Annotated in this window: 19 protein-coding genes; 2 read left to right on the top strand and 17 right to left on the bottom strand. The window is 48.6% G+C overall.

Translation table 11 applies throughout. The features are described 5' to 3' along the window. Positions 1–31: 31 nt before the first annotated feature. Positions 32–682: a deoxyribose-phosphate aldolase gene (gene deoC, locus D829_RS0107205; protein WP_017688190.1), complete on the bottom strand. Its 651-nt coding sequence runs from the start codon at positions 680–682 to the stop codon at positions 32–34. Positions 683–895: 213 nt separating this feature from the next. Further along, entirely contained in the window at positions 896–1,834 is a 939-nt protein-coding gene (locus tag D829_RS0107200; protein WP_026081051.1) for a sugar-binding transcriptional regulator, read from the bottom strand. Positions 1,835–2,070: 236 nt separating this feature from the next. Here D829_RS0107200 and D829_RS0107195 point away from each other — a divergent pair, with 236 nt between their 5' ends. Beyond that, complete coding sequence (locus D829_RS0107195; RefSeq protein WP_017688188.1) at positions 2,071–2,697, top strand: FMN-dependent NADH-azoreductase; 627 nt, start codon at positions 2,071–2,073, stop codon at positions 2,695–2,697. Positions 2,698–2,837: 140 nt separating this feature from the next. On the opposite strand, the gene D829_RS0107190 is transcribed toward D829_RS0107195, so the two are convergent. The 13 genes from D829_RS0107190 to D829_RS0107130 form a co-directional block, all read right to left on the bottom strand. Further along, entirely contained in the window at positions 2,838–3,188 is a 351-nt protein-coding gene (locus tag D829_RS0107190) for a hypothetical protein (protein WP_017688187.1), read from the bottom strand. A gap of 85 nt (positions 3,189–3,273) precedes the next feature. Beyond that, the gene (locus tag D829_RS0107185) at positions 3,274–4,461 is read right to left on the bottom strand and encodes an MFS transporter (RefSeq protein WP_017688186.1); all 1,188 of its coding nucleotides are present in this window, start codon (positions 4,459–4,461) and stop codon (positions 3,274–3,276) included. 82 nt (positions 4,462–4,543) lie between these two features. After that, complete coding sequence (locus tag D829_RS0107180; protein WP_017688185.1) at positions 4,544–5,761, bottom strand: Xaa-Pro peptidase family protein; 1,218 nt, start codon at positions 5,759–5,761, stop codon at positions 4,544–4,546. Then, positions 5,754–6,599 (bottom strand): ABC transporter permease subunit, encoded by an 846-nt coding sequence (locus tag D829_RS0107175; protein WP_017688184.1) that lies wholly within the window; start codon positions 6,597–6,599, stop codon positions 5,754–5,756. Before D829_RS0107175 ends, D829_RS0107180 begins: the two co-directional genes overlap by 8 nt. Continuing rightward, entirely contained in the window at positions 6,592–7,509 is a 918-nt protein-coding gene (locus D829_RS0107170) for an ABC transporter permease (RefSeq protein WP_017688183.1), read from the bottom strand. The genes D829_RS0107175 and D829_RS0107170 overlap by 8 nt, the downstream gene beginning before the upstream one ends. After that, on the bottom strand, positions 7,506–8,636 hold the full coding sequence (locus D829_RS0107165) for an ABC transporter ATP-binding protein (RefSeq protein WP_017688182.1): 1,131 nt from the start codon (positions 8,634–8,636) through the stop codon (positions 7,506–7,508). Before D829_RS0107165 ends, D829_RS0107170 begins: the two co-directional genes overlap by 4 nt. A 72-nt stretch (positions 8,637–8,708) precedes the next feature. Continuing rightward, the gene (locus D829_RS0107160; protein WP_017688181.1) at positions 8,709–9,845 is read right to left on the bottom strand and encodes an extracellular solute-binding protein; all 1,137 of its coding nucleotides are present in this window, start codon (positions 9,843–9,845) and stop codon (positions 8,709–8,711) included. A gap of 68 nt (positions 9,846–9,913) precedes the next feature. Further along, entirely contained in the window at positions 9,914–11,887 is a 1,974-nt protein-coding gene (locus D829_RS0107155) for a hydantoinase B/oxoprolinase family protein (RefSeq protein ID WP_017688180.1), read from the bottom strand. After that, a complete protein-coding gene (locus D829_RS0107150) occupies positions 11,884–13,932 on the bottom strand; it encodes a hydantoinase/oxoprolinase family protein (protein WP_017688179.1) in 2,049 nt (682 codons plus the stop codon). Before D829_RS0107150 ends, D829_RS0107155 begins: the two co-directional genes overlap by 4 nt. A 41-nt stretch (positions 13,933–13,973) precedes the next feature. After that, positions 13,974–14,702, bottom strand: a complete 729-nt coding sequence (locus tag D829_RS0107145) for an FCD domain-containing protein (RefSeq protein ID WP_017688178.1) — start codon at positions 14,700–14,702, stop codon at positions 13,974–13,976. 250 nt (positions 14,703–14,952) lie between these two features. Next, positions 14,953–15,615 carry a class II aldolase/adducin family protein gene (locus D829_RS0107140; RefSeq protein WP_017688177.1) on the bottom strand — a complete coding sequence of 221 codons (663 nt, stop codon included), beginning with the start codon at positions 15,613–15,615 and terminating at the stop codon, positions 14,953–14,955. Positions 15,616–15,685: 70 nt separating this feature from the next. Continuing rightward, complete coding sequence (locus D829_RS0107135; RefSeq protein ID WP_017688176.1) at positions 15,686–17,176, bottom strand: rhamnulokinase family protein; 1,491 nt, start codon at positions 17,174–17,176, stop codon at positions 15,686–15,688. Positions 17,177–17,300: 124 nt separating this feature from the next. Further along, positions 17,301–19,091 carry an L-fucose isomerase gene (locus tag D829_RS0107130; protein ID WP_017688175.1) on the bottom strand — a complete coding sequence of 597 codons (1,791 nt, stop codon included), beginning with the start codon at positions 19,089–19,091 and terminating at the stop codon, positions 17,301–17,303. 412 nt (positions 19,092–19,503) lie between these two features. Here D829_RS0107130 and D829_RS0107125 point away from each other — a divergent pair, with 412 nt between their 5' ends. Next, entirely contained in the window at positions 19,504–20,520 is a 1,017-nt protein-coding gene (locus D829_RS0107125) for a LacI family DNA-binding transcriptional regulator (RefSeq protein ID WP_017688174.1), read from the top strand. 228 nt (positions 20,521–20,748) lie between these two features. Here D829_RS0107125 and D829_RS0107120 read toward each other — a convergent pair whose 3' ends face one another. Beyond that, positions 20,749–21,642, bottom strand: a complete 894-nt coding sequence (locus D829_RS0107120; RefSeq protein WP_017688173.1) for an NAD-dependent epimerase/dehydratase family protein — start codon at positions 21,640–21,642, stop codon at positions 20,749–20,751. 21 nt (positions 21,643–21,663) lie between these two features. Further along, positions 21,664–22,389, bottom strand: coding sequence for a hypothetical protein (locus D829_RS0107115; RefSeq protein ID WP_017688172.1), 726 nt, complete (start codon positions 22,387–22,389; stop codon positions 21,664–21,666). Between the last annotated feature and the right edge of the window lie 28 nt (positions 22,390–22,417).

Genomic DNA, 22,417 nt, shown 5'->3' with positions numbered 1-22,417 from the left:
TAAGCTTTTCTTGATAAGAAAATGCTTTTGCTTAATAAGAAGATGTAGACTGACCACCCTGCATAATTTTCACGCCAGAGCTTGCACCGATACGAGTCGCACCCGCTTCGATCATTTTTTGCATATCTTCCAGGCTACGTACGCCACCGGAAGCTTTAACGCCAACATCAGGACCTACAGTACGACGCATCAAAGCGATATCTTCTGGCGTTGCTCCACCTGTGGAGAAACCTGTAGAGGTTTTAACAAAATCAGCTCCAGCTCGCACAGCTGCCTGACAAGCACGTACTTTCTCTTCATCCGTCAACAGACAAGCTTCAATAATAACTTTCACCAAAGCTTTACTCGCAGCCGCTTCAACGACAACACGAATATCTTGTTCAACGTAATCATCTTTGCCATCTTTCAAAGCACTGATGTTGATGACCATATCGACTTCAGTTGCACCTTTAGCAATCGCATCTTTCGTTTCGAAAGCCTTTGTCTCCGATGTAGATGCTCCCAGAGGGAAACCAATAACGGTGCAGATATCTACGCCAGTACCCTGCAACTGCTCAGCAGCATAAGCAACCCAGCCTGGATTAACACATACGGAAGCAAACTGGTATTGCTTCGCTTCTTCGGTTAACTTGGCCATTTCACTTTGCGTTGCGTCCGCACGAAGCAACGTATGGTCGATCATTTTAGCTAATTGTGGTGTAGTCAATTGAATCTCTCCCTTATCTGAACTAGTTATTTTCTATACCCTTACACTAACATGAACATATGTAAAAATCAACTTGAACTTTTGTTCACAGTTACACTTACATTTCTTCTTCGTTATATTTTCTGCCTAAAAAAGCAAAACATCCGCCTTTTTTGCGTGGCAGATGTTGTCATCCATATCCATTTGAAATTAGAATCGAAGTAATGCCTGCGCTGTGTACTGGTCCGTGACCAGAATATTTGCGTAATGACCTTTGAGCGCGGCGTGAATCGCTTCAATTTTGCGTTGTCCCCCGGCAACAAGGATTGATTTTTCCTTATTTCTCAACTCGGCTAGATCAATTCCAACGGTTCTGCTGTTAATCTCTTCACTGATCAACTGACCTTCCGCGTCGAAAAAGCGTGAACAAATGTCACCTGCACCGGAGTTCATCAGTAATTGTTGCTCTTCTTCATTGAAATAACCGAGCCTGAACAATAATGCATCTTCTTTCACAGTACCCACGGTAAACAAAGCAATGTTGGCCTGTCTGCCAAGTTCCACGATTCTGCCGATATGTCGATCCGCTTCCACCATTTTTTTCACTTCAATGTTGTCGAAAATAACAGGCAGCGGCAGATACCTTGGTACCGTATGGAATGCCTCAGCGAACAAATGAACAATCTCAGCGGCATACGTATTGACATGGGAGTGGCTTACGCCCCCCTTCAATTGCACGACTTCGACACCTTTAACCTGCTTGGGACGAAGTTGGCGTGCTACAGCATGCATGGTTGTTCCCCAAGTCACCCCGATAATATCTGCATCCTGAACCGTCTCTTGAAGATAATCCGCTGCTCGTTTGCTGATATGCTTCTGTATTTCTTCATCACTCTTCAACGGGGCAAAACACACAAGTGCCGTATCCAGATCATATTTCGACTTGAGTTCTCCAGCAATGATATCGATATCCTCCAGCGGGTCCATAATTTCAATCCGGACGTATCCGCGATCTTTGGCGTACTGAAGTAATCTTGATACGGTTGGACGCGACACGCCCAACCTTGCGGCAATATCCTGCTGGCTATAATCAGACTGATAATACAATTTCGCTGCTTCAATGCTTAATCGTTGCTTCTCCAGGTCCATTCCCATGTGCGCTCATCTCACTCATCCTATTGTCTTTAGAAAATAAATACTCGTCCTGTTTATTATACATGGATTGAGTATCTGGTCACCATATAACATCCAATTCAGTATCATGATCAATCCATTCATATCCCTTTCTGACGTATAAAACGGGGGAAACGCTGCATACTACTGCGGTCGCTTCATCATTGCCAATATCGCTTCACCCCATTAATCGCACAGAGAGGAAGAACTACATGTCTACCTTATTGTATATTACTGCCCATCCTCATGATCATGAAACCTCCTTCAGCATGGCTACAGGCAAAGCATTTATTGATGCTTATCGTGAAAGTCACCCATCTGATGAGGTTGTTCACCTCGATCTGTATCGTTCGGATATTCCGCATATCGATGCGGATATCTTCAGTGGTTGGGGCAAACTGCAATCGGGTAGTGATCTGACTACCGAAGAGCAGACCAAAGTAAGCCGTTTGAATGAACTGTCGGATCAATTTGCCTCAGCAGATAAATATGTTTTTGTAACCCCGATGTGGAACTTCTCGTTCCCTCCTATTCTGAAGGCTTATGTGGACTCGATCTGCGTAGCTGGCAAAACATTTCGTTATACCGAACAAGGTCCTGTTGGACTGTTGTCTGACAAAAAAGCGTTGCATATTCAGGCTCGCGGTGGCATTTATTCCGAAGGCCCAGCGGCACAGATGGAATCCGGTCATCGTTACTTAAGCATTATCATGTCATTCCTCGGTGTGCCGAAGCTTGATGGCATTTTTGTTGAGGGGCACAATCAATATAAAGATCGTGCGGATGAAATCAAGCAACAAGCTATAGAGCAAGCACGTACTTTCGCAAAACAGTTTTAAGAGAAGTAGTTCAAAAAGTCCGCTTTTGAACACTCACTTAAAGTGTAGTAAACACTCAAAGCAAAAACAAAACCCGCATGCGTCCCAGGGGATAATCCCAGGAAACACGCGGGTTTTCAATGTATAATCAACCTTAGAGCTTATTGATGTCCAGCGCTGGCACGGCTCATGGTTTCAAGTTTACGTGTAATTGCATGACGGTCCACTTTCAATCCCCAGATCATCTCAATAATCTGCTCTTTCTCCTCAGGACTGTCGGCATGCTTCAGTTGCATTAACAGATCATGCATCTGTTCATTAATGCCTTCAAATTGGCTCCATAAATCCTGTCTTACCTCTTTTGAATCCAGATGATGATTCGCATCAACTTCTTCCTTCAATGCTTGCAGAATAGCATCTTTCCATTCGTCATCACCTAGCTGTTTCGCAATGTTCAGGAGATCCAGATAATCGTCAACAAGAAGTGAGTTCAATTCAGCATGTGTTTTCATCGTTTATTGCATCCCCTTTTCGTCTATTTACCAAGTATTATACTCGGTATTTCAGGAGATGCAATACCTGTCGGAAAAAGTTGATTTATGTAGCCTGTCCCTTCAACCTATGGACAAGCAAATTACACAAGACAAAACCGATCAAAACATACACACCGATCATACCTACAATGCCTATCCATCCCAGATGGCTGTAAAGCAATCCGCCCCCTGTTCCACTTATGCTTGAACCAAGGTAGTAGAAAAATAAATACAACGCATTGGCCTGGGATTTGTGCTGATTGGCAACGAGTCCAACCCAACTGCTGGCAATCGAATGGCCGCCAAAGAAACCAAAGGCAAACAGGGCGAGTCCGATAATTTTGACCCAAAGCGCTGGATGAACGGTACAGACTGCACCAGCTAGAATAATTCCCAGCGCGATTCCAAGCACATGTGATCTGCCGTACCGATCTGCTAGCCTGCCCATCCAGGTACTGCTGACTGTGCCCATCAGATACACTACAAAAAGACTTCCAACAATGGACTGGCTTAGATGATAGGGCTCACCCGTTAATTCAAAACCAATATAGTTGAACAGGGTCACGAAGCCCCCCATCAGGAGAAAACCGAGTCCATACAGGCACAGCAGCCTTGGGTTGCGACATTGTGACCACAAAAGAGGTATTGGATTTTTGAATCCGGGTGCAGCTTTGACAAAATGACGGGATGGCGGGATGACAAGCCAAAAAATAACGGCTGCACACAGTCCAAGAATACCAATGAAACCCACAGCAGCGCGCCAACTGAACCAATCTGTCACCACACCGCTGAAGAAACGGCCGGCCATGCCACCTATCGAATTGCCACTGATATATAGGCCCATAGCATAACCAAGACTTCTAGGTTCAATTTCTTCTGACAGATATGTCATGGCTATCGCTGGCAACCCTGCGAGTGCCACCCCCTGGAGAATACGAAGCAGAAGAAGCTCGGTATATCCCGGGCTGAACGCACTCAGCAAAGCAATAACAGAAGATATCACCAGTGCCGCTGTCATAATAAAGCGTCGTCCCACCGAATCAGACAAGGAGCCGATGAACAGCATCGTCAGTGCCATGGCGATCGTTGTTACCGATAGCGTAAGACTGGCGTGTGCCGGCGTAATGGAGAATGCATTGCTAATCTCAGGCATCAGGGGCTGGAGGCTGTAGAGCAAAGCAAAAGTGACAAAACCTCCGGCGAACAGTGCAAGGCTAATGTTACGAAACGTCTTAGTTCCCTGCTGAATCATGGATGTTCCAACTTTCTCGGTAAGAAAGCTTCTTGGATCGACTGTGGCCTGATCGCCGGTCAGTGAAGCATTCCATTTATTGTTATTTGGTGAACAGTTTCCGCTCCATATGGGTTAGAAACTCATAACCATCTGGCGTTACGACAATTGTATCCTCGATTTGGAATCCGCCAGCACCGAGCTCGTAATATGGTACCTCAACACATAGCACCATACCGGGCTCCAGTATGCGCTGGTCACCCGGGGAGAGGGTTATATCGTCATACAGTTCCAACCCGATGGCATGTCCGACATGCTGACGTCGGTAATGCGGAATCCCCTCACGCTGTACGCGAGACACTGCCGCATGGAATACTTCCGACGCCTTGACGCCAGGGCGCACGGTTTCAAGTGCCGTCTCCCATCCACTTTTGACTGCATCAAAATGCTTTTTCATCCAAGCGGTAGGCTCACCTGTAACAACCGTGCGGCCCGTATCTCCCCAGTATCCTTCCAGCTGTAGGCAGAGGTCGAAACGAACCTGATCTCCAACTTCAATCGTATGAAAATAATTTTCGATGAGTGGTAACGCACTGCGTGGCCCTGCCCCTACCGCTGTCATTGCTGGAGTTCCACCTGCTCTCATCACAGCCAGACGATAATGATCGGCAAGTTGCTTCTCATGAACACCTGCGGCAATCAGGTCAATCAGTTCCTGCTCAATCCGTTCATTTAATTGAGCAGCCTGGCGCAGTTGCTCGATTTCAAAAGGTGTCTTGACCAAGCGAATTTGTCGGAACAGCTTATATGCGGAAATCACCGGTCTTTCAGGAAGCTCCTCCCTGATTCTAGCCAGAATATCGGGAGCAATCCGCATCTCATCGATGCCAATCGGCTGATCTTCGATCTCAAGCTGTTTTAATGCTGCCTTGAGTGCTTCAACAGGACCTGGATGAATAACCGTCGTTTGCAGGAGAGAATAGAAGAGATCAATGTCGTCAGTGGAAGGTTTGCCTTCAATTGAACCTTCCACAAAAAAATCACTGTAGGCAAATATGTCCACACCCGTGATACCGAACTGGGCCACAACGCCCAACCGATTCGTTGGAATGACGATACACGGCTTAGCAGATCTGTCGGCAGGCAAAACCGCATAAATCTGCATGGTCCAGTTGCTTGCACGCAGCTGGGACCCGATGACATAGTGAATGTTCTCTGGAGTACTTGCAATCAGGGCGCTTAGCCCCTGCGCTTTCATCACTTCTTCAGCCCGATCCTGATTCAGACCGGTGCTATGGGATAGATGCTGTGAATTATTCATTTTGATCCAGACCTCCTTTTGTTTTCCTGCGACCAAACAAACTTTCAAGTCCTGGTACAGAGCGCAAAACTAACTTAATCGTCATAAACAGAGCGAGCGCAAAAGCGATCAGAACAACAGACACCACGGCAATCGTTGGGTCCTGCCATTTCTCCATATACAGGAATAGCTGTATCGGCAACGTGTAGCTGTCCTGACGGAGCAGCAGCAGTGCAGCCTCGACCTGATCAAAAGTAAAGACAAAAGCGATTGACCCTGACAGAAGCAGGGATAGACGGAGCTGTGGAAGTGTAATCGTGAAAAAAATACGCATCGGCCCTGCACCAAGGTCCGAAGCAGCTTCCCGATGAGCCGGGTGCAGATTGGCTAACGCACTGCCCACAATAGTGAGCACAAATGGAAGAACAATGACCGCTTCACCCAAAATAAGTGCAAACAGTCCGCCTGCAATATGCATTTTCGAGAATAAAATCAGGTATGCGATACCCAGCGTAATTTTTGGCATAACCATCGGAGAACCAAAAAATGCCCCTAAAATACCAGAGCCCGGGAAAGGGTATTGCACGATCGCTAGCGCAGCAAGCGTACCTGTAATCAAAGCCAGCAGAACCGCCCCTGTAGAAGCAATAAGGCTGTTCTTGAATGCATCGAGAAACTGGGTCTGCTCACTCAGATTGGCATACCATTTCAAGGTGAGACCTTCCGGGGGAAATTTGCTGGCTGAACCTGAGCCTACAGATGACAACATAATCATCAGCAGTGGCAGCAGCAAATAAATGGCTACGGCGCCCACAAATATGTAGAGTAACAGCTTGGTGCCCCTGTTCGACTTAACCATACGCCTGACCTCCCTTACGGGAACGACGGAACATCAACGTTTCTGCTCCTTTATTAACAAGTAACGAGACGAAAATGGAAGACACAAGTAAAAACAGGCTGGCAACCGCAGCCATCGGCCAGTTGGTGTCCAAGGTTCGCTGATATATAAACACCGGAAGTGTCATGACTCTTCCCCCGCCGATCAGCTGAGGTGTGGTGAATGCGGTGAGACATAGCGTGAACACAATCTGCACCCCGCTTGCAATGCCTCTTGCCGATAAAGGCAGGGTAATGGTCAGGAACGTTCGCCAGCTGCCCGCCCCCAAATCCTGAGCAGCTGCCTTTAGGGAAGCGTCACTTTGGGACAACACATTCAGGATAGGAAAGACCATAAATGGCAGGAAAATATGGACAAGGGCCACAACAACACCTGTTTCGTTGTAAATCATGCTGAAGCCTTCCTCGGTAAGCCCCAGCCGGATGAATAGCCAGTTCATAAAGCCCTGTTTGGACAGCAACAGCTGCCATCCGTAAGAACGCACAACCGCACTGACCAGTAGCGGGAGAAACGTGAGCAGCAACAACAATTGCTTCATGCCAGGCTTCTTTATACCAGCAATGCAATAGGCCAGTGGATATGCAAGCAGAAGACTCCATATCGTAACCTTGAAGGCAATGCGAAACGTCGTGCCAATCAGCTTCCAATAATAAGGGTCGGACAGAAACGCACGATAAGCTCCTAAATCCCACCCACGAATAAGCTTTCCATTCTCATACATATCAAAGCTATATCTGCCAAAGATCAGCAACCCACCCAGATACACAATGCCCATCAGAGTAAGCGCAGGCAACAGAAGCAGCAATCGGGTTACCCATGTGCGGTTTCCAAAGGAATACAGATTCACGATCCGTTCCGCGATCCGGTTCATATTCTTTCCCCCTGTACACGGTCATCAATGGGTTCGGTTAACAAGAGTGCGTCCTCCGGGTCAAAGCCAATTTGTATCAGCTCACCTGGACTATAACGTGAGGCTCCCCGCTGATGCAGCACACTGGCCTGAACCAGAAAACCCTCAGCAATCTGCACGCTGTATCGAATATTTGCTCCGCCATACACCGCTTCAATCACTTGGCCATCCAGCTTGTTCAGGCAATGAGTTGCATCTTCACCAAGTCGAATATACTCATTGCGGATCGATAAGGAATGTCGTGCTCCCGCCTTCGGTACGGCATTGCCATCATTGACTTTCACTAGTAATGGCTTGCCAAAGCATTCTACCCGAGTTCCATTCACATCATGTCCTAACACTTCCGTCTCAAAGAGATTGGTATCTCCAATGAACTTGGCCACGAAGCTATCGGCTGGTCTTTCATAGATTTCATCAGGGGTTGCGTATTGCAACAGCTTTCCAGCGCGCATGACGCCAATTCGGTCAGACATATTCATGGCTTCGCTCTGATCATGCGTTACAAAGATAAACGTTCCGCCGAACTCACGCTGAATACGTTTCAGTTCGCGCTGCATATCTAGACGCAGCTGCATATCCAATGCAGAGAGAGGTTCGTCAAGCAGCAGCACTTCGGGTCTGTTGATCAGTGCGCGAGCAATGGCGACGCGTTGAGCCTGACCCCCGGACAGCTCGGATACAGCACGCCTGCCATAGTCTCCGAGCTGGACCAGATCAAGCATTTCAGCTACCTGCCGTTGGATATCGGCTTTTGGTAACTTCTTCACCTTTAGCCCATAGGCAATGTTGTTGAATACGTCCATATGAGGGAACAGCGCAAGCTGCTGAAAAATCATATTGCTATTGCGTCCATAGGCCGGAATGCCGGTAACATCCCGGCCTCCCAGCATAATGGTGCCCTGATCCGGCTGCTCAAGTCCGCCAAGCATGCGCAGCAGTGTTGTTTTGCCACAGCCACTCGGACCAAGTAAGGAAACGAATTCTCCCTTTTTCACTTGGAATGTTACTTGATCAACGGCGGCTCGCTCACCATAAGTCTTCGTGACTTGCCTTGTTTCAATGGATATGGTCTCTTGTCCGCTGCTCATCTCTGATTCCCTCCCATCCATTCCAGGTTCATAACAGAACCCGGAATTGTTGTGTACCTGGCAACACCCCTTTTATTGAAGTTTTGTTTTCACGAGTCGGTCCCATAGTTCCTTCCAGGAAGAGCTGTTCTGTGCAAGCAAATCCCAGTCTGGATTAATACCATTACTTTGCGTTTCCACGGAGAAGGAAGGATCATCCTTGTACTTGTCCGGAACTGCAGCTGTCGTACTGGTTACCGGCGTACCCGTTGCTTCTGCATATTGTGACAGCGCCTCGGCGCTCAACAACTCGTTAATAATTTCATTTGCAACACGTGCTTGCTCAGGTGTTGAGCCCTTCACTACCTGAAGTGTGTACGGGAAGGAGATGGCACCTTCGTTCGGATACGCTACGGCAAGTGGAGAACCGCCATCAATCCATGTCTGTGCAACCTGTGCACTAAATGGGGCAATAAGAGCATCACCTGACTCCAGCAGGGCCTTCAACTGATCATTGGATGAGACCAATGTGCCAATCTGGTCACTGCGATCTGCCCAGAACTGGAAGGCTGGCTCGGGATTTTCATAGGATGCGCCAATCTCTTGACCTTTGGTAGCAATAAGTGGGGAGATATAGGAATAGAACATGTAGTCCCAGAGCGCAGTTTTTCCTTTGAACTCCTCGTTGTCCCATAGATCGTTCCAGCTGGTAGGCGGCGTTTTCACCAGGTCTTTGTTATACACCAGGGCGAAGCTTGAAACGCCCCAGACCACACCTTTATTGTCTGGCTTGTGGAAGGACTCCGGAATATCCTTGATATTAGTAACGATGCTGGTATCAAGTGGCTCCCACATGTCATCATTCAAGCCTTTTGCCGTTGCATCTGCATTGAAGTAACCGAAGTTAACAATCGGATTGTTGGCATCAGCCTGCTTGCCAGCGACCATCTTTGGGTACATTACCGAATTGGAGGATTCCTCAAAGGTGACTTCAACGTTCGGATGTTCTTTCACATACTCGGCGACCACTTCTTTCGGAACGATGTCTTGATTGGAACCAGCCCAGATAAACATCGTCAGCTTAACTTTGTCTCCGCTTGCTCCTGAAGAATCGGTCTTTCCGGCAGTATTACTTGAGCTGCCTGCTCCACCGCAGGCGGAAAGCACCAATGTACCGGCCAGTGTCAGAGAGGCGAGCCTGAGAAAGCGTTTTTTGTTGGATTTAAACATGCAAATTCCCCCATCCATGTAGTTGGTTTTATCGATAAGACAGAATTAAATAGTCTCCATACACATGATCAATGCAACCCTATTTGCTGGCGTAACCCTTCCATAATGCCCGATATCTCCCGTGGATCTACAGATAGGGAATCCTTATACTTCTCCTCTACAACGCCCATGGTCTGACGCTTCAGGTAGTCTCTCAGTGCAAGCGGAGCATTCAGCAAGGCCTGATTCAGCGTTACCTGCATCTCATCGCTCCATATGTCTTCAAATTGCTCCCGCGCCTTGCCATACGCGAATTCCTCCTGCTGCCGTGGTCGCTTGACTCGCATTTGTTCGGTATCGCTCTCGTTCAGCTTCAGGTCGTCAATCACAACACCGTATAACTCAAGGGCTTTCTCCGGGGATACCAGCCCACTTCTTACATCTTCCAGAACCAGACGAGAATCACGCTCATATGGATCTCCATATCCGCCTCCGCCTTGCGACAGAAACGTAACTGTTTCTCCAGGTTGAAGTAGCAACTCATCAATTCTTCCCAGATGATCCTCACTTGCACGTCCAGCATTAAGAATCGCTTCTCCATGTGAACCTACGCCGCCACCGAGCCTGCCCCAGGGCTGGAACTCCATACGCTCCATGTTTCTGGCCGTCATTACGGTATCCGGTGTTAGAATTCTGACGCACAAGTCAATTCCGCTTCCGCCACGGAAGGTTCCTGCACCCGCCGAGTCAGCACGAAGACCATAATGCTCGATCAACACAGGCATCTCGGATTCCACCGTTTCCGCAGGTATATTCCGAAGATGACCGACCGCAAAATCCATGCCATCAATCCCGTCTTTCATCGGCCTAGCTCCCGAACCTCCGCAGATCGGCTGAATTACACCAACCTTCTTCTTACCATCGGATGCATCTGTCATCGCCATCATGACGATGCAGGCCTGTCCAGCTCCTGCCGCGGGAACCATACTGCCCTGAGCTTTCCCCAAAGCACCCGTGATAACGTCCATCAGCCGAATAAAGGTCGCGGCGCGTGCCCCAACAGCTGCCATCGGCTCCGGGTTGAGTACGGAAGCAGGCGGCGCGTAATTTCGCACCATACGAATCATGCCCGAATTCCACGGAATCGTCGGATCGAGCGTACGGAAATAACGAATAAGTGCGGGCACCAGCATGTAATGCCCCTGTTGGTTGTGTGTAGGAATGTTGAATGAAGCCCTGACCTGAGGATCGGTGCCACTAAAGTCCAGATGAATGTTACTGCCTGCAATCGTCATTCTGCAGCGCAACCGGATAGGATATCCTCCTGGGCCTTTCTCCAGGTAGTCCCAGAAGTCATAGGAACCGTCCGGGATATCCTGCACGATAGCACGTGCCTTCAGCTCGGCATATTCCAGCAAATGTTCTATGCCCTGCTGGATTTTTTCCATGCCATAACGTGCAATGAGTTCCTCAAGCCGCTGCTCTCCCCGATTCAATGCAGCCATAAGCGCTTTGAGATCACCGAGATTTTGCTCCGGAATTCGACTGTTGTCCAGAAACATGCGCAGGATCTGCTCGTTCAGAATACCGGCTTCGTACAGCTTGACTGGTGCAATGCGAATGCCTTCCATATGAATATCGTAGGCGCTGGGAGATACGCTCCCTGGTACCTTGCCGCCTACATCGGAAGAATGAACAAAGCACATGCCGTAAGCGATGATTCGTCCTTCATGAAAATAAGGCTTGATGAGATGAATGTCTGGAAGGTGTGTGACCATGCCTTTGGTGGAATAAGGATCATTACATATGACGAGATCCCCTTCTTTCCAGTCTTCTATGCTGTTAATGGTCGCAGCAGCAGGGATGCCCAGGGACAGATTGTACCCCGTCTCCAGCGGCGACCCGAACGTTTCCCCGGAAGGAGATAAGAGGTAGGTTCCAAAATCGCCTGTTTCTTTGACAAAAGCGGTGAATCCTGTCCGCAAAACGACATTCGCCATTTCTTCCACGGCGGCCTGAATCCGGTTGTTGAAAATCTCAAGAAAGACCTTGTCGCCGATCATGCTTCCACCTCCCCAATCACGTTCCCGTGCACATCCCGGTATACCTTATATCCAGGCGGGATAAAGATCGTTGTATTATATTCCTCCACAATAATAGGCCCAGGGATGGGAGCATCCACCGATGGAATCTGTCCCCTTTTCAGTACCTTGGCTGTCTGCTGTACATGGTCAAAGGTAATAATCCTTTCTTCCGCTGCACTCTCATCGAATGGCAAATTTACCGGAGCTACCGTGTTATGGGTAGGCAAAACACCAACAATGGTCGCTCTGAGACTTACAAACATCACCTCTGCCTCTGGCTGACTAATGCCAAACACGTTTTGGTAAGAAGTATGGAATTTAATCCCTGCCTTCTTGGGATCTTCAATTTCTTCCAATGTCAGCGTGACCTCAAGATCAAAGGCCTGTCCCTCATATCGCATATCCGCAATGTATAGGCAATAAATATTGTCCAGCTTGACACCACCACGGGCTTCTTCATCGACCCAGCTACGTCCCTGGTTTTCCAATTCAGTGAAAAGAGAGCTTAATTCACCAGACTCCAGAGTCTGGGTGCTTTTGTGTAACGTATGAACGAAATCATTGCGGAGATTCGCGACCGTGCAGCCCATGGCACACAGTGTCCCCGGAGATGGTGGGACCAGCACTCTGCCGATACCTACCTCGCGTGCCATCAGAAAAGCATGCATCGGGCCAGCTCCACCATATGCGAGCAACGTAAAATCGCGGGGATCAACACCCTTGCGAGCCATGAGGGGAGAAAACTGGGCATACATATTGGCGGTTGCCACATCGAGAATGGCTTGCGCAGTCTGTTCGGCATTCAGTCCAAGCTTCTCTCCCAGATTGCCCAGAGTACGCTCTGCAAGTTCGGGATACAGACGCATTTGTCCGCCAAGGAAACGGTCAGCGTGCAGGATACCGAGCTGTAGATAGGCATCGGTGGTTGTCGGCTCTTCTCCACCGCGCTGATAACATGCCGGACCGGGATTGGCACCCGCGCTGCGCGGTCCCACCTTAAGTACGCCTACGGAATCAAGCCAGGCAATTGAACCACCACCTGCTCCTATAGCCGTTACATCAACAGCAGGAATGATGACAGGAAAATCTCCAACCTTGTTCTCGGATGAATAGGCCGGTTCTTTGTCAATAAGGGCAACATCAACGCTTGTCCCCCCCATGTCAAATGTGATGACCTGATGAATGCCAGCTCGTTCAGCGATATGGGTCGCGGCGATTACACCGGAAGCAGGTCCGGAGAGGAGCGTGCGTACCGGCTCATTAGCCGCTCTGGCAGCCGTCATAATTCCACCGTTGGACATGGTCGACAGCAAGTTGGCTTTGAGGCCGTACGCCTGAATCCCTTCTTGCAGACGCAGGAAGTAAGAGCCCATTCGTTCACCTACATAAGCATTCATGGCCGTTGCGAGTGTTCTTTCGAACTCACGCTGTTGTGGCCAGATGGCGCTGCTTCGGCAGATGAACAGCTGCGGATAACGTTCCCTGATCAGATCTTCCGCAAGCTGCTCATGAGCAGGATTCACATAAGCATGTAAAAAACTGATCGCCAAAGCGGTAACGCCACCCTGCACCAGTTCATCCACCGCTTGCAGCAGTTGTTCCTGATTCAGTGGCTGGAGTATTCCCCCACTCGCAATGACCCGTTCATCGACTTCCTTAACGCGATGTCTCGGTACCAGCGCATCGGTCTTGTCACCATACAGATTGGTTGTATCCTCAAGTCGCAACCGGCGGATTTCAAGAATGTCACGGAATCCTTTAGTGACCAGCAGACCTGTAACTCCGCCATTTCGCTCAATCAACGTATTGACGCCAAGCGTTGTTCCATGCACAAAAAGATCAATCTCTTGAATATTCACGCCACTCGCCTTGAGCTGATCCAGTGCGTTAAAAATCGCTTGTTCGGGAGCTGCTGCAATCGATGGCGTCTTCAGCGCCGCAATCACCTTGCCCTGATGGTCCATCACCAGCGCATCCGTGAAAGTACCTCCGATATCTATGCCTAAACGGTAGATTGTGTCCACAAGCTCAACTCCTTTATATCCGGGTCTTATTCCAAGGTATGTTATTGGTTTTGCATGGCGAAATAACGTTTGACATCATCGATCATTTGGTTGATATGATTCACCATTGCCGCTTCAGCCTGCTCCGGAGAGCCCGCTACAATAGCATCCAGAATGTGCTGATGATCCACAACTAATTCACTTCCTACTCTCTTACGAATATACGCGGTCTCCAGAAAATCGCGGCTTGTCTCCCACACCAGTTCAACCGCATGCAGAAGAATTTGGTTTTGCGCGGCATAAGCCAGCAATCTGTGAAACTCCCGGTCCTCCTCGTATGGTATAATATTCTTGGAAAGCAATTCATGCTGGTTCGCAATCGATGCTTGCAACAGAACTATGTATTCTTTCGAGGCGCGTTGTGCTGCCAGGGAAGCGATCTCCCGCTCAAGTGTCCTTCTGGCAACAAGAACATCTAGCAGAGCCTTTTCCCCGGAATGGTTCAGCATCTGAATTAACTGTGAGTTCACGCTTTGTTGCTGCAAATCTCTTTCCAACGTCTTCATTCGATCCAGACCCTGGTCGGTCAACGTCCTTCCCTTGCGACCTTCCAGAACTGTAAAACCTTCAACATCCATCTCCATAAGCCTTCTTCCGATGGTTGCCTGACTCAGACCATACGTTTTGCCCAAAGTATGAACCAACGTACTGGCCCCGATGGGAGCGTTAGCGTCTCGAAGCTGCTTCAGCAGTTCGTATTCCAACTCCATTTCGTTTAACTCAGGACCCACTGATTTCACCCCTCTTAGATACTTAATTGTTTTTTTAATCTTCTTCGTAGTTGTTACTCATTGATGATTAACGTTAGTATACCTTGCAGACATCACAATTTCAACAATTCTCATCAAAATAGTGCGAATTATTCCCTCAGCTATACTCTGCGCCTTTTAAATTCAAAATTAAAATTAAAAAGAGCATTTCACATCCTTTATTCCAGCGTTTATCTGGAGGATGCAATCTGCCCTTAACGTAGCAATCTTTTCAGGACTTGAGTTGTTGCAGCAACTGTACACGGTAGGCTTCACTTTCAAGGGATTGGATTTCCTTATATTCTTCGGCAGTAAGCACTTTGGGTTCCCCGGCTGCCTTTGCGATCATATATACCTTCGCGCTTTCTTCCACCACCTGGGTGCGATAATAGGCTTCGCGGAGGTTTTTACCCGTTGTGACCAATCCGTGATTGACGAGAATGAGTGCCGTATGTTCTTTTACCTTTGCTGTGACTGCATCGGCAAGTTGTTTCGTCGTTGGCAGAACATATGGAACGAATCCGATATCGCCCACCAATGCCGACTGATCAGGGAACAAGTGTGGCAATTCATCGAAAACGAGACTGAGTGCGATCGTATATGCCGGATGCGTATGCACAATGGCTTGGATATCAGGATTCACACGATAGCTATACAGATGCATCAATACTTCGGAAGACGGACGAGTCGATCCGGCGCTAGTCGCCCCTGTCTCGATATCAATAGCGATCCACTCGTCCGGTTCCAGGTCTTCAAGTGCATAACCGCTCGGAGACAATAACATCGTTCCCCCAGAGCGAGCGCTCAGATTCCCACCGGGTCCTACCACCAACCCTTGGGCAACTGCTCTCCGTGCATACTTCGTCAACTCTTCCCTTACTTGCTGTTCAGACATGTTGCTCACCACTCCTCATACTTTTCTTTTTAGCATTTTGCGTCAATGCTCATTGCATTGAATCTGTTCATTACCTTTTGATTTGATTCAGACTTTGGTAGTATTCATAAGCTTCCTGCCACAGCTCCGTATCCTCAGGCTCATAGGTCTCGGGGGAAAAGGAAGCAGCCATGACCTCCCGGACCTCGGCCAAGCTACTCACTTCTCCATGTGCAAGGAATTGCAGCATGCAATTCCCGGCTGAAGTCGCCTCTGCCGGTCCTGCCACCACCGGGACACCGGCTGCATTGGCTGTAAACTGGCATAATAATCGATTGTGTACACCACCACCAACCATATGAATGACACGAGGTCTTGTACCTGTAATCAACTGCAGTTCATCCAGCGTCTGTCTGAATTCCAGTGCTAGACTTTCCAGAATGCAGCGTACAATCGCTCCAGTCGTTTCGGGTACAGTCTGTCCGGTGAGACTGCATTGTTGCCGTATTCGTTCAGCCATATTTCCTGGCGCCAAATACATGCCATCTCCCGGCGATACATAACTTTGATGCGGCGCTACCAAGGTAGCCAGTTGAATCAGTTCTTCATGTGTAAAAGGTTGATTCTCCCGCTCCCATTGCCGTTTGCATTCCTGTAGCAGCCACAAGCCTGAACGATTTTTCAGGGTACGTACTTTGCCATTCACGGTCCCTTCATTGGTGAATCCCAATGCACGACTTCTGTTATCCAATACAGGTGTATCACGCTCCACACCCATAAGAGACCAAGTTCCACAGCTGATAAAAGCGAAGTCCGAATCCATCGCGGGAATCGCTGCCAAGGCAGATGCAGTATCATGTGAGCCCACAGAGACTACCTGCATCGGTCCAGTCCGTAACTCGGCGCACAACTCATTCGTTAAATTGCCCAGCACGGTACCCGGTTGAACGAGTTTTGGAAATAATGTTTCCGGTATACCGAGACGCCCGATCAGGTGTTCATTCCAACGCGCCTCGCCTGCATGCAACAGCCCACTGGTACTTGCAATCGTATACTCACAAGCCAGCTGACCAGATAGATAATAGTGAAATAAATCCGGCATAAATAACATGCGCACATCCGGACGCAAACCTTCGGCCTGCTCTCGTACACTGCCTAGTAGCTGGAATACTGTATTAATCTGCTGCGGCAAAACGCCGGACATGGCATACAGTTCTTCTTCTTTCACCATGTGCAGTACTTCTTCCATCCACTGTGCATTGCGTGCTTCCCGATAGTGCCGCGGGTTCGAGCACAACCTTCCCGCACCATCCACCAGTCCATAGTCCACTCCCCACGTATCCACAGCTATAGAACGGACCGATGGAGAGACGCCTTGCGTCCCTTTCACAATGCCTTGTTTTAATTCATGAAAAAGTCGCAAGAAATCCCAATACAATTCGTCCCCCAGTTGCACGGGTTCGTTGTTGAAACGATGCACTTCTTGTAACGAGAGTCTGTTTCCATCAAAAGAACCCCGGACTACGCGTCCACTCCCAGCGCCGTAATCGGCAGCAAGCACATGTGTTGCTTGATTGCCCATTCTTTCAAGCCTCCTTAACTCTACGCGATAAGCCGTATTCGAGTTCTGAACACAGCTTTCAAGAGAACGCCATGTTACCTCATTTCACAAGGTACATGGCGTTTGACAGGAATGGAACTTTATTTTAACGATACAGCGGGCCAAACACACTACAAGCACGGTAGTCTGCGCTCTCCGGCTCACTTGTGCCGAACAATCCCCATGCACGTGGACGGAAAATTTCCGTTTCAGGTACATTATGCATATTTACCGGAATGCGAAGCATGGAAGCCAGCGTAATCAGATCAGCACCGATGTGTCCATACGAGATAGAGCCATGGTTGGCGCCCCATTGATTCATGACTTCGTAAACGGAAGTAAACGCTCCCGATCCGGTTAGAACAGGTGCAAACCAAGTGGATGGCCAGGTTGGATCTGTCCGCTGATCAAGCATATCATGCACATTTTCAGGCAGATCGACCGTGTAACCTTGAGCGATTTGCAACACTGGACCCAGTCCTTTGACCAGATTCAGACGTGTCATCGTTACAGGCATGCCGCCTTTGGTCAGAAAATCCGCTGAATAGCCGCCCCCGCGGAAATACTCTACGGATGCCGGTCTCCACGATGTTGCTTTCAGGCAGTCCTGAACTTCCTCATCTGTAATTTCCCAGAATGGCTTGAGTACAGGCTTACCATCTCTGGATTGTTGCCCAGTGCCATCCAAAGCTGCCGAACCAGAGTTGATCAGATGCAGAATGCCGTCCTTCGCATTTCCTTCCAACTGATGTCCCGTCACACGCTGTACCGAATCCGGACTCCAATACGTACGCACATCAGCGAAGATCTGAGCCGTATGTGTGAGCAACGAACCGAATAACATCGATACACCGTTCAGGCTATCATTCTCCGTTGCAACCAGATAAGGCGCTCGTTTGCCATTCCAGTCAAAGGAAGAATTCAATATCGACTCCAGAAAATCTCCGTTCGGAGAATGATCCGTCCACTGCCGTTGTCCCTGGAAGCCAGATACAATCGCATGGTGACCCATCGACTCCTCTGTAAACCCAAGCTCTGCCAATCTTGGGTTGCCCGCCATCAAGTCACGCACGATTTGGGTCATTTTCACAACCGTTTCCCATTCGTACTCTTTGCGTTTGCGATCCGTTTGCAGATGGGCAGCGTTGTTGTCCGGACCTTCGCTACAATTCTCCTTCACCCAGGCCAGTGCGAGCTTATACTCCTCAGGATCGTAGATTTCTTCTTCAATACGACGAGTGAGTTCGCTCATATCCACATATTCGTTGCGCATGCCCAGATACTCTTGGAAAAATGAATCGTTCACAATCGATCCTGCAATCCCCATGGATACCGATCCAATAGACAGATACGCTTGCCCTTTCAAGGTTGCGGCTGCAAGACCCGCACGGCTGAACCGGAGCAATTTCTCACGTACGTCATCGGGAATTGTTGTATCCCCGCCGTCCTGCACATCCTCTCCATAGATTCCAAAGGCAGGAATCCCCTTCTGTGCATGAGCAGAAAGTACCGCTGCCAGATAGACTGCACCCGGACGTTCAGTCCCGTTAAACCCCCAGATAGCAGTAGGAATGGATGGTGACATATCCATCGTTTCCGTACCATAACACCAGCATGGTGTCACGGTGATCGTTACGCCAACGTTCGAACGGCTGAACAATTCTGATGCTGCGGCCGCTTCGGCCACTCCGCCAATACAGGTCTCGGCCACAACACACTCCACCGCGGAGCCGTCAGGATAACGTAGTTCGGCTGCAAGCAGTTCCGCAACAGATGTCGCCATCCGCATCGTCTGCTCTTCCAGTGATTCCCGAACACCTTTGCGTCTTCCATCAATCGTGGGACGAATACCAATCTTGGGGAAAGCCTGCTTATAACGATAATCCTGATGTGTCATACTGGAATGTCCTCCTTCAATTCGTTTCATAGAATTTGGGTTGAATTGAGAAACCTTCTGTCTGATCCATGTGCAGTGACTGGAATAAGATAATGACGGAAATAGAACCGATACCCGAATGGCATACAAGAGCTACATACACAGATTGCCAAGAGCCTCGCTTGGGTTGAATGCGTTTACATATTTGAAAAAATACCAATAAACCATTTCATTAATTAGCTATGTATGTAGTTCCTCTATTCAAGAAAATGGAACGTGCATGAGCAAATTTAACGAAATGGTTTATGTAGTAAATACGTACAGTACCCTTTAGGGTTATCGGTAACCCTAACATAGCATGGGCCTATCTTGCTGTCAATTGGCATTATCCTATAGAATGGTAAGACTATGTTGCGGAAAGGTTGGATTCCTAATGATTACCATTTACGATATTGCCAAAAAAGCCAGCGTCTCCGCCATGACGGTCTCCAAGGTCATTAATCATACAGGCCGCATAAGTTCCGCGACACGCGAACGTGTGCAACAGGTGATCGACGAACTGGGCTACATCCCGAACTCCAATGCGCGCAGCCTTGTGCTTCAACGAACTCAAATGCTTTCATTGCTCATTACGGATATTACCAACCCTTTTTATACAACACTGGCCCGTGGTGCTGAAGATGCAGCCCATCTTCGTGGGTACCGTCTTTTATTCGGCAATAGTGACGAGGATTACAATAAGGAAAAGGATTACGTGGATGCGATTCTGTCTACTCGCGTGGATGGTGTACTCTATGCCCCTGCGGGGGATCGTTCTCTTCCTCATCTGAAACAGTTGCAGGAACGTCATATTCCGTTTGTCTTTCTGGACCGAACCGTTCCTGGCATTACGTCAGATATGATTGCCGGAGATAGCCGGGAAGGCGCGATTGAGCTGATCCGATATCTGGTGCAATTGGGGCATCGGCGCATTGCACTGGTCAATGGTTCTTCGGAGGTTTCTACCGCAAGACTGCGGGAGGAAGGTTATATAGCGGGTTTACGTGAGGCCGGAGCTGATATCGATCCCGAGCTTGTGCTTCGAACCGGGTACCGGGATTTCAGTGATGTAGAGGGACTCGATAGACTACTCTCTCAACCAAATCAACCAACAGCCATTTTTGCAGCCAACAACATGCTGGCGATTGGGGTCATCCGGCTTTTGCGCAAACGAGGACTACGTGTACCAGAAGACATCTCTGTTGTGTGCTTCGACGATCTGGATCTGGCTTCAGCCTTCGATCCTTTTCTGACTGTAGCAGCACAGCCAGCATATGAATTTGGGTTTCAGGGAGTACAGATGCTGATTGACCGAATTGAGGGCAAGGCCCCTTCCGAAGCCCAAACCGTCATTCTACCGTCAGAACTGCGCATACGGGCTTCAGCTACTGCTCCACGTGAGCAAAAATAGAGTTAAGCACCAGAGTTGACTAAATATTATCGCGTAAATGATTAGTCCCACTTATCTGGATTAGGTCCTGTTCAAATTCGAAAAATGTACAACATAAACAGGGTGCACCGGAGATTACACTCTGGTTGCACCCTGTTTGAAGTTCATTCGTTAGAATGACCCGTTCGTCCGGACCGATTGGTTCGTCAGGTTCGTTCAGTTTCATTTGGTTCCATCCGAGCCGATAATCTACCGCTCCGACTGTAATGCAAGAGCGACCTCACGAACGATTCCCGGGAACCAGTCCATCAGAGGTTCGAACGTATAACCTGCTTGTTCTGCCTTGGTCGTCTCCATCGTCCATGATTGCTCAATTCCGAAGGGGGACATGTCCTCTTTCACCGTTTCCGTGAGAATCTGGGACTGCATGCCCGTGACCGTCTCGATCAGATGTATCATGGCTGACAGCGTAATCGCCCCCTTGGAAGCTGCATTCACCGGACCGGTAATGGACGAGTGTCCAAGCCAAGCAAGAAATCTTGCCGCTTCGGTGGAATTGATAAATCCAATCTCCGCATCCGGATTTGGCATGCCGATCGGTTTTCCTTTTTGCACATGTTCAATATGAAAATGAAGTCTTCTCGTATAATCATCAATTCCGAGTACAATGGGAATGCGCATCGCCACAACCGGGAAGTCTGCTTCCTGGAAAAACACTGCCTCCGCAAGCCGTTTGCCTTCGCCATACGAAAAATCCTCCGCACTCCCATACTGTAATGGATATGTATACGGGTCAAAATCCGTTTCCTTAAATCCAGGTCTGGGATCACCGTACACCGAGAGTGTGGATGTCAAAACGTATCTTTTGGTGCGTCCTGCAAAAGCTTCACATGCCGCTTTCGCCGCATCTGGGGAATAACAGATATTGTCGTACACGACATCCCACATGTCTGTCTGCGCAACCTCTGCCAGAGATTCCGGGTCTTCACGATCCATCTTGATTCGATTCACTTCGGGACCGAAGTCGACATCCGTTTTACCACGAGTCGCGACTGTGATCTGAGACTTCCCTTCCCACAGCAAGTGATCCACGAGACGTTTACCAAAAAAACGTGTACCCCCAAGTATAAGTACTTTATTCATCCAAAAAACCTCCTATCTTGTTCAATTATGTTTAACAATTTGAAGCATGGTGTGAGCATTCCGTTGAAATTCATATGCTGTTGGTTCTTCGGATACCGTGCACCCACACTCTTCAAGTTTTAATTTTAATTCATCCATGTGCTTGTAACGTTCGCCAGACAGATCAACTGTTGGAAAAATGCGAACCTCTCGTTTGGTCACACGCAGTAGTTCCATCACGGTTGCAACATGAAAATCAACCTCCAATCGATCCGCATACGTAAACAGGAAATGGGCTGATAACGTCAGATCGAATTGTTCATCGGCAAAGGGAAGCTTCGGCAGCACAGACGCCACATAACGGTCAGGAAACATTTTCATATCTGCTACGCAATCTGTGATGGCACGAGTTCGCTCTTCCTTTAACCCCTGGATTGATCCAAATTGATCCCACACATATATGCTTTGCACCGGTTCCATCTGTTTCATCGTATGCTCAATATCCTGGAATCCCTTTACTTCAAGCTCGTCGATCTTGTATTCGTAGGCCATATCCACGGCCATGGGGTTGGCACCCAATTTGCGCGCTTGGCTACTAAACGAACAGGCACCGCCTGGACAATCCAGAATGGACCTGCCATTAATCTCGTCCACCGTTAAGTTGAACATCTTCATATATTCTTCGAAGGTTCTTCCTATGAAAACAATCTGTTTCAGTTCCAAACCTCCAGAATCATTGGACCGGTTGCTCAGCTCATCTCTGCTCATCTCGTCTCAGCTACCTTTCCTGTTTTTG

It is taken from the genome of Paenibacillus sp. PAMC 26794, from assembly GCF_000316035.1.
GTDB lineage: Bacteria > Bacillota > Bacilli > Paenibacillales > Paenibacillaceae > Paenibacillus.
This window is presented reverse-complemented; position numbering and strand designations above follow the sequence as displayed.

Coding starts and splice junctions, on each gene's coding strand:
- D829_RS0107195 (WP_017688188.1), top strand. CDS start 2,071: ATGTCTACCTTATTGTATATTACTGCCCATCCTCATGATCATGAAACC.
- D829_RS0107175 (WP_017688184.1), bottom strand. CDS start 6,599: ATGGTTAAGTCGAACAGGGGCACCAAGCTGTTACTCTACATATTTGTG.
- deoC (WP_017688190.1), bottom strand. CDS start 682: ATGATCGACCATACGTTGCTTCGTGCGGACGCAACGCAAAGTGAAATG.
- D829_RS0107170 (WP_017688183.1), bottom strand. CDS start 7,509: ATGAACCGGATCGCGGAACGGATCGTGAATCTGTATTCCTTTGGAAAC.
- D829_RS0107115 (WP_017688172.1), bottom strand. CDS start 22,389: ATGAGCAGAGATGAGCTGAGCAACCGGTCCAATGATTCTGGAGGTTTG.
- D829_RS0107180 (WP_017688185.1), bottom strand. CDS start 5,761: ATGAATAATTCACAGCATCTATCCCATAGCACCGGTCTGAATCAGGAT.
- D829_RS0107155 (WP_017688180.1), bottom strand. CDS start 11,887: ATGATCGGCGACAAGGTCTTTCTTGAGATTTTCAACAACCGGATTCAG.
- D829_RS0107185 (WP_017688186.1), bottom strand. CDS start 4,461: ATGATTCAGCAGGGAACTAAGACGTTTCGTAACATTAGCCTTGCACTG.
- D829_RS0107140 (WP_017688177.1), bottom strand. CDS start 15,615: ATGTCTGAACAGCAAGTAAGGGAAGAGTTGACGAAGTATGCACGGAGA.
- D829_RS0107125 (WP_017688174.1), top strand. CDS start 19,504: ATGATTACCATTTACGATATTGCCAAAAAAGCCAGCGTCTCCGCCATG.
- D829_RS0107190 (WP_017688187.1), bottom strand. CDS start 3,188: ATGAAAACACATGCTGAATTGAACTCACTTCTTGTTGACGATTATCTG.
- D829_RS0107130 (WP_017688175.1), bottom strand. CDS start 19,091: ATGACACATCAGGATTATCGTTATAAGCAGGCTTTCCCCAAGATTGGT.
- D829_RS0107165 (WP_017688182.1), bottom strand. CDS start 8,636: ATGAGCAGCGGACAAGAGACCATATCCATTGAAACAAGGCAAGTCACG.
- D829_RS0107200 (WP_026081051.1), bottom strand. CDS start 1,834: ATGGACCTGGAGAAGCAACGATTAAGCATTGAAGCAGCGAAATTGTAT.
- D829_RS0107120 (WP_017688173.1), bottom strand. CDS start 21,642: ATGAATAAAGTACTTATACTTGGGGGTACACGTTTTTTTGGTAAACGT.
- D829_RS0107160 (WP_017688181.1), bottom strand. CDS start 9,845: ATGTTTAAATCCAACAAAAAACGCTTTCTCAGGCTCGCCTCTCTGACA.
- D829_RS0107135 (WP_017688176.1), bottom strand. CDS start 17,176: ATGGGCAATCAAGCAACACATGTGCTTGCTGCCGATTACGGCGCTGGG.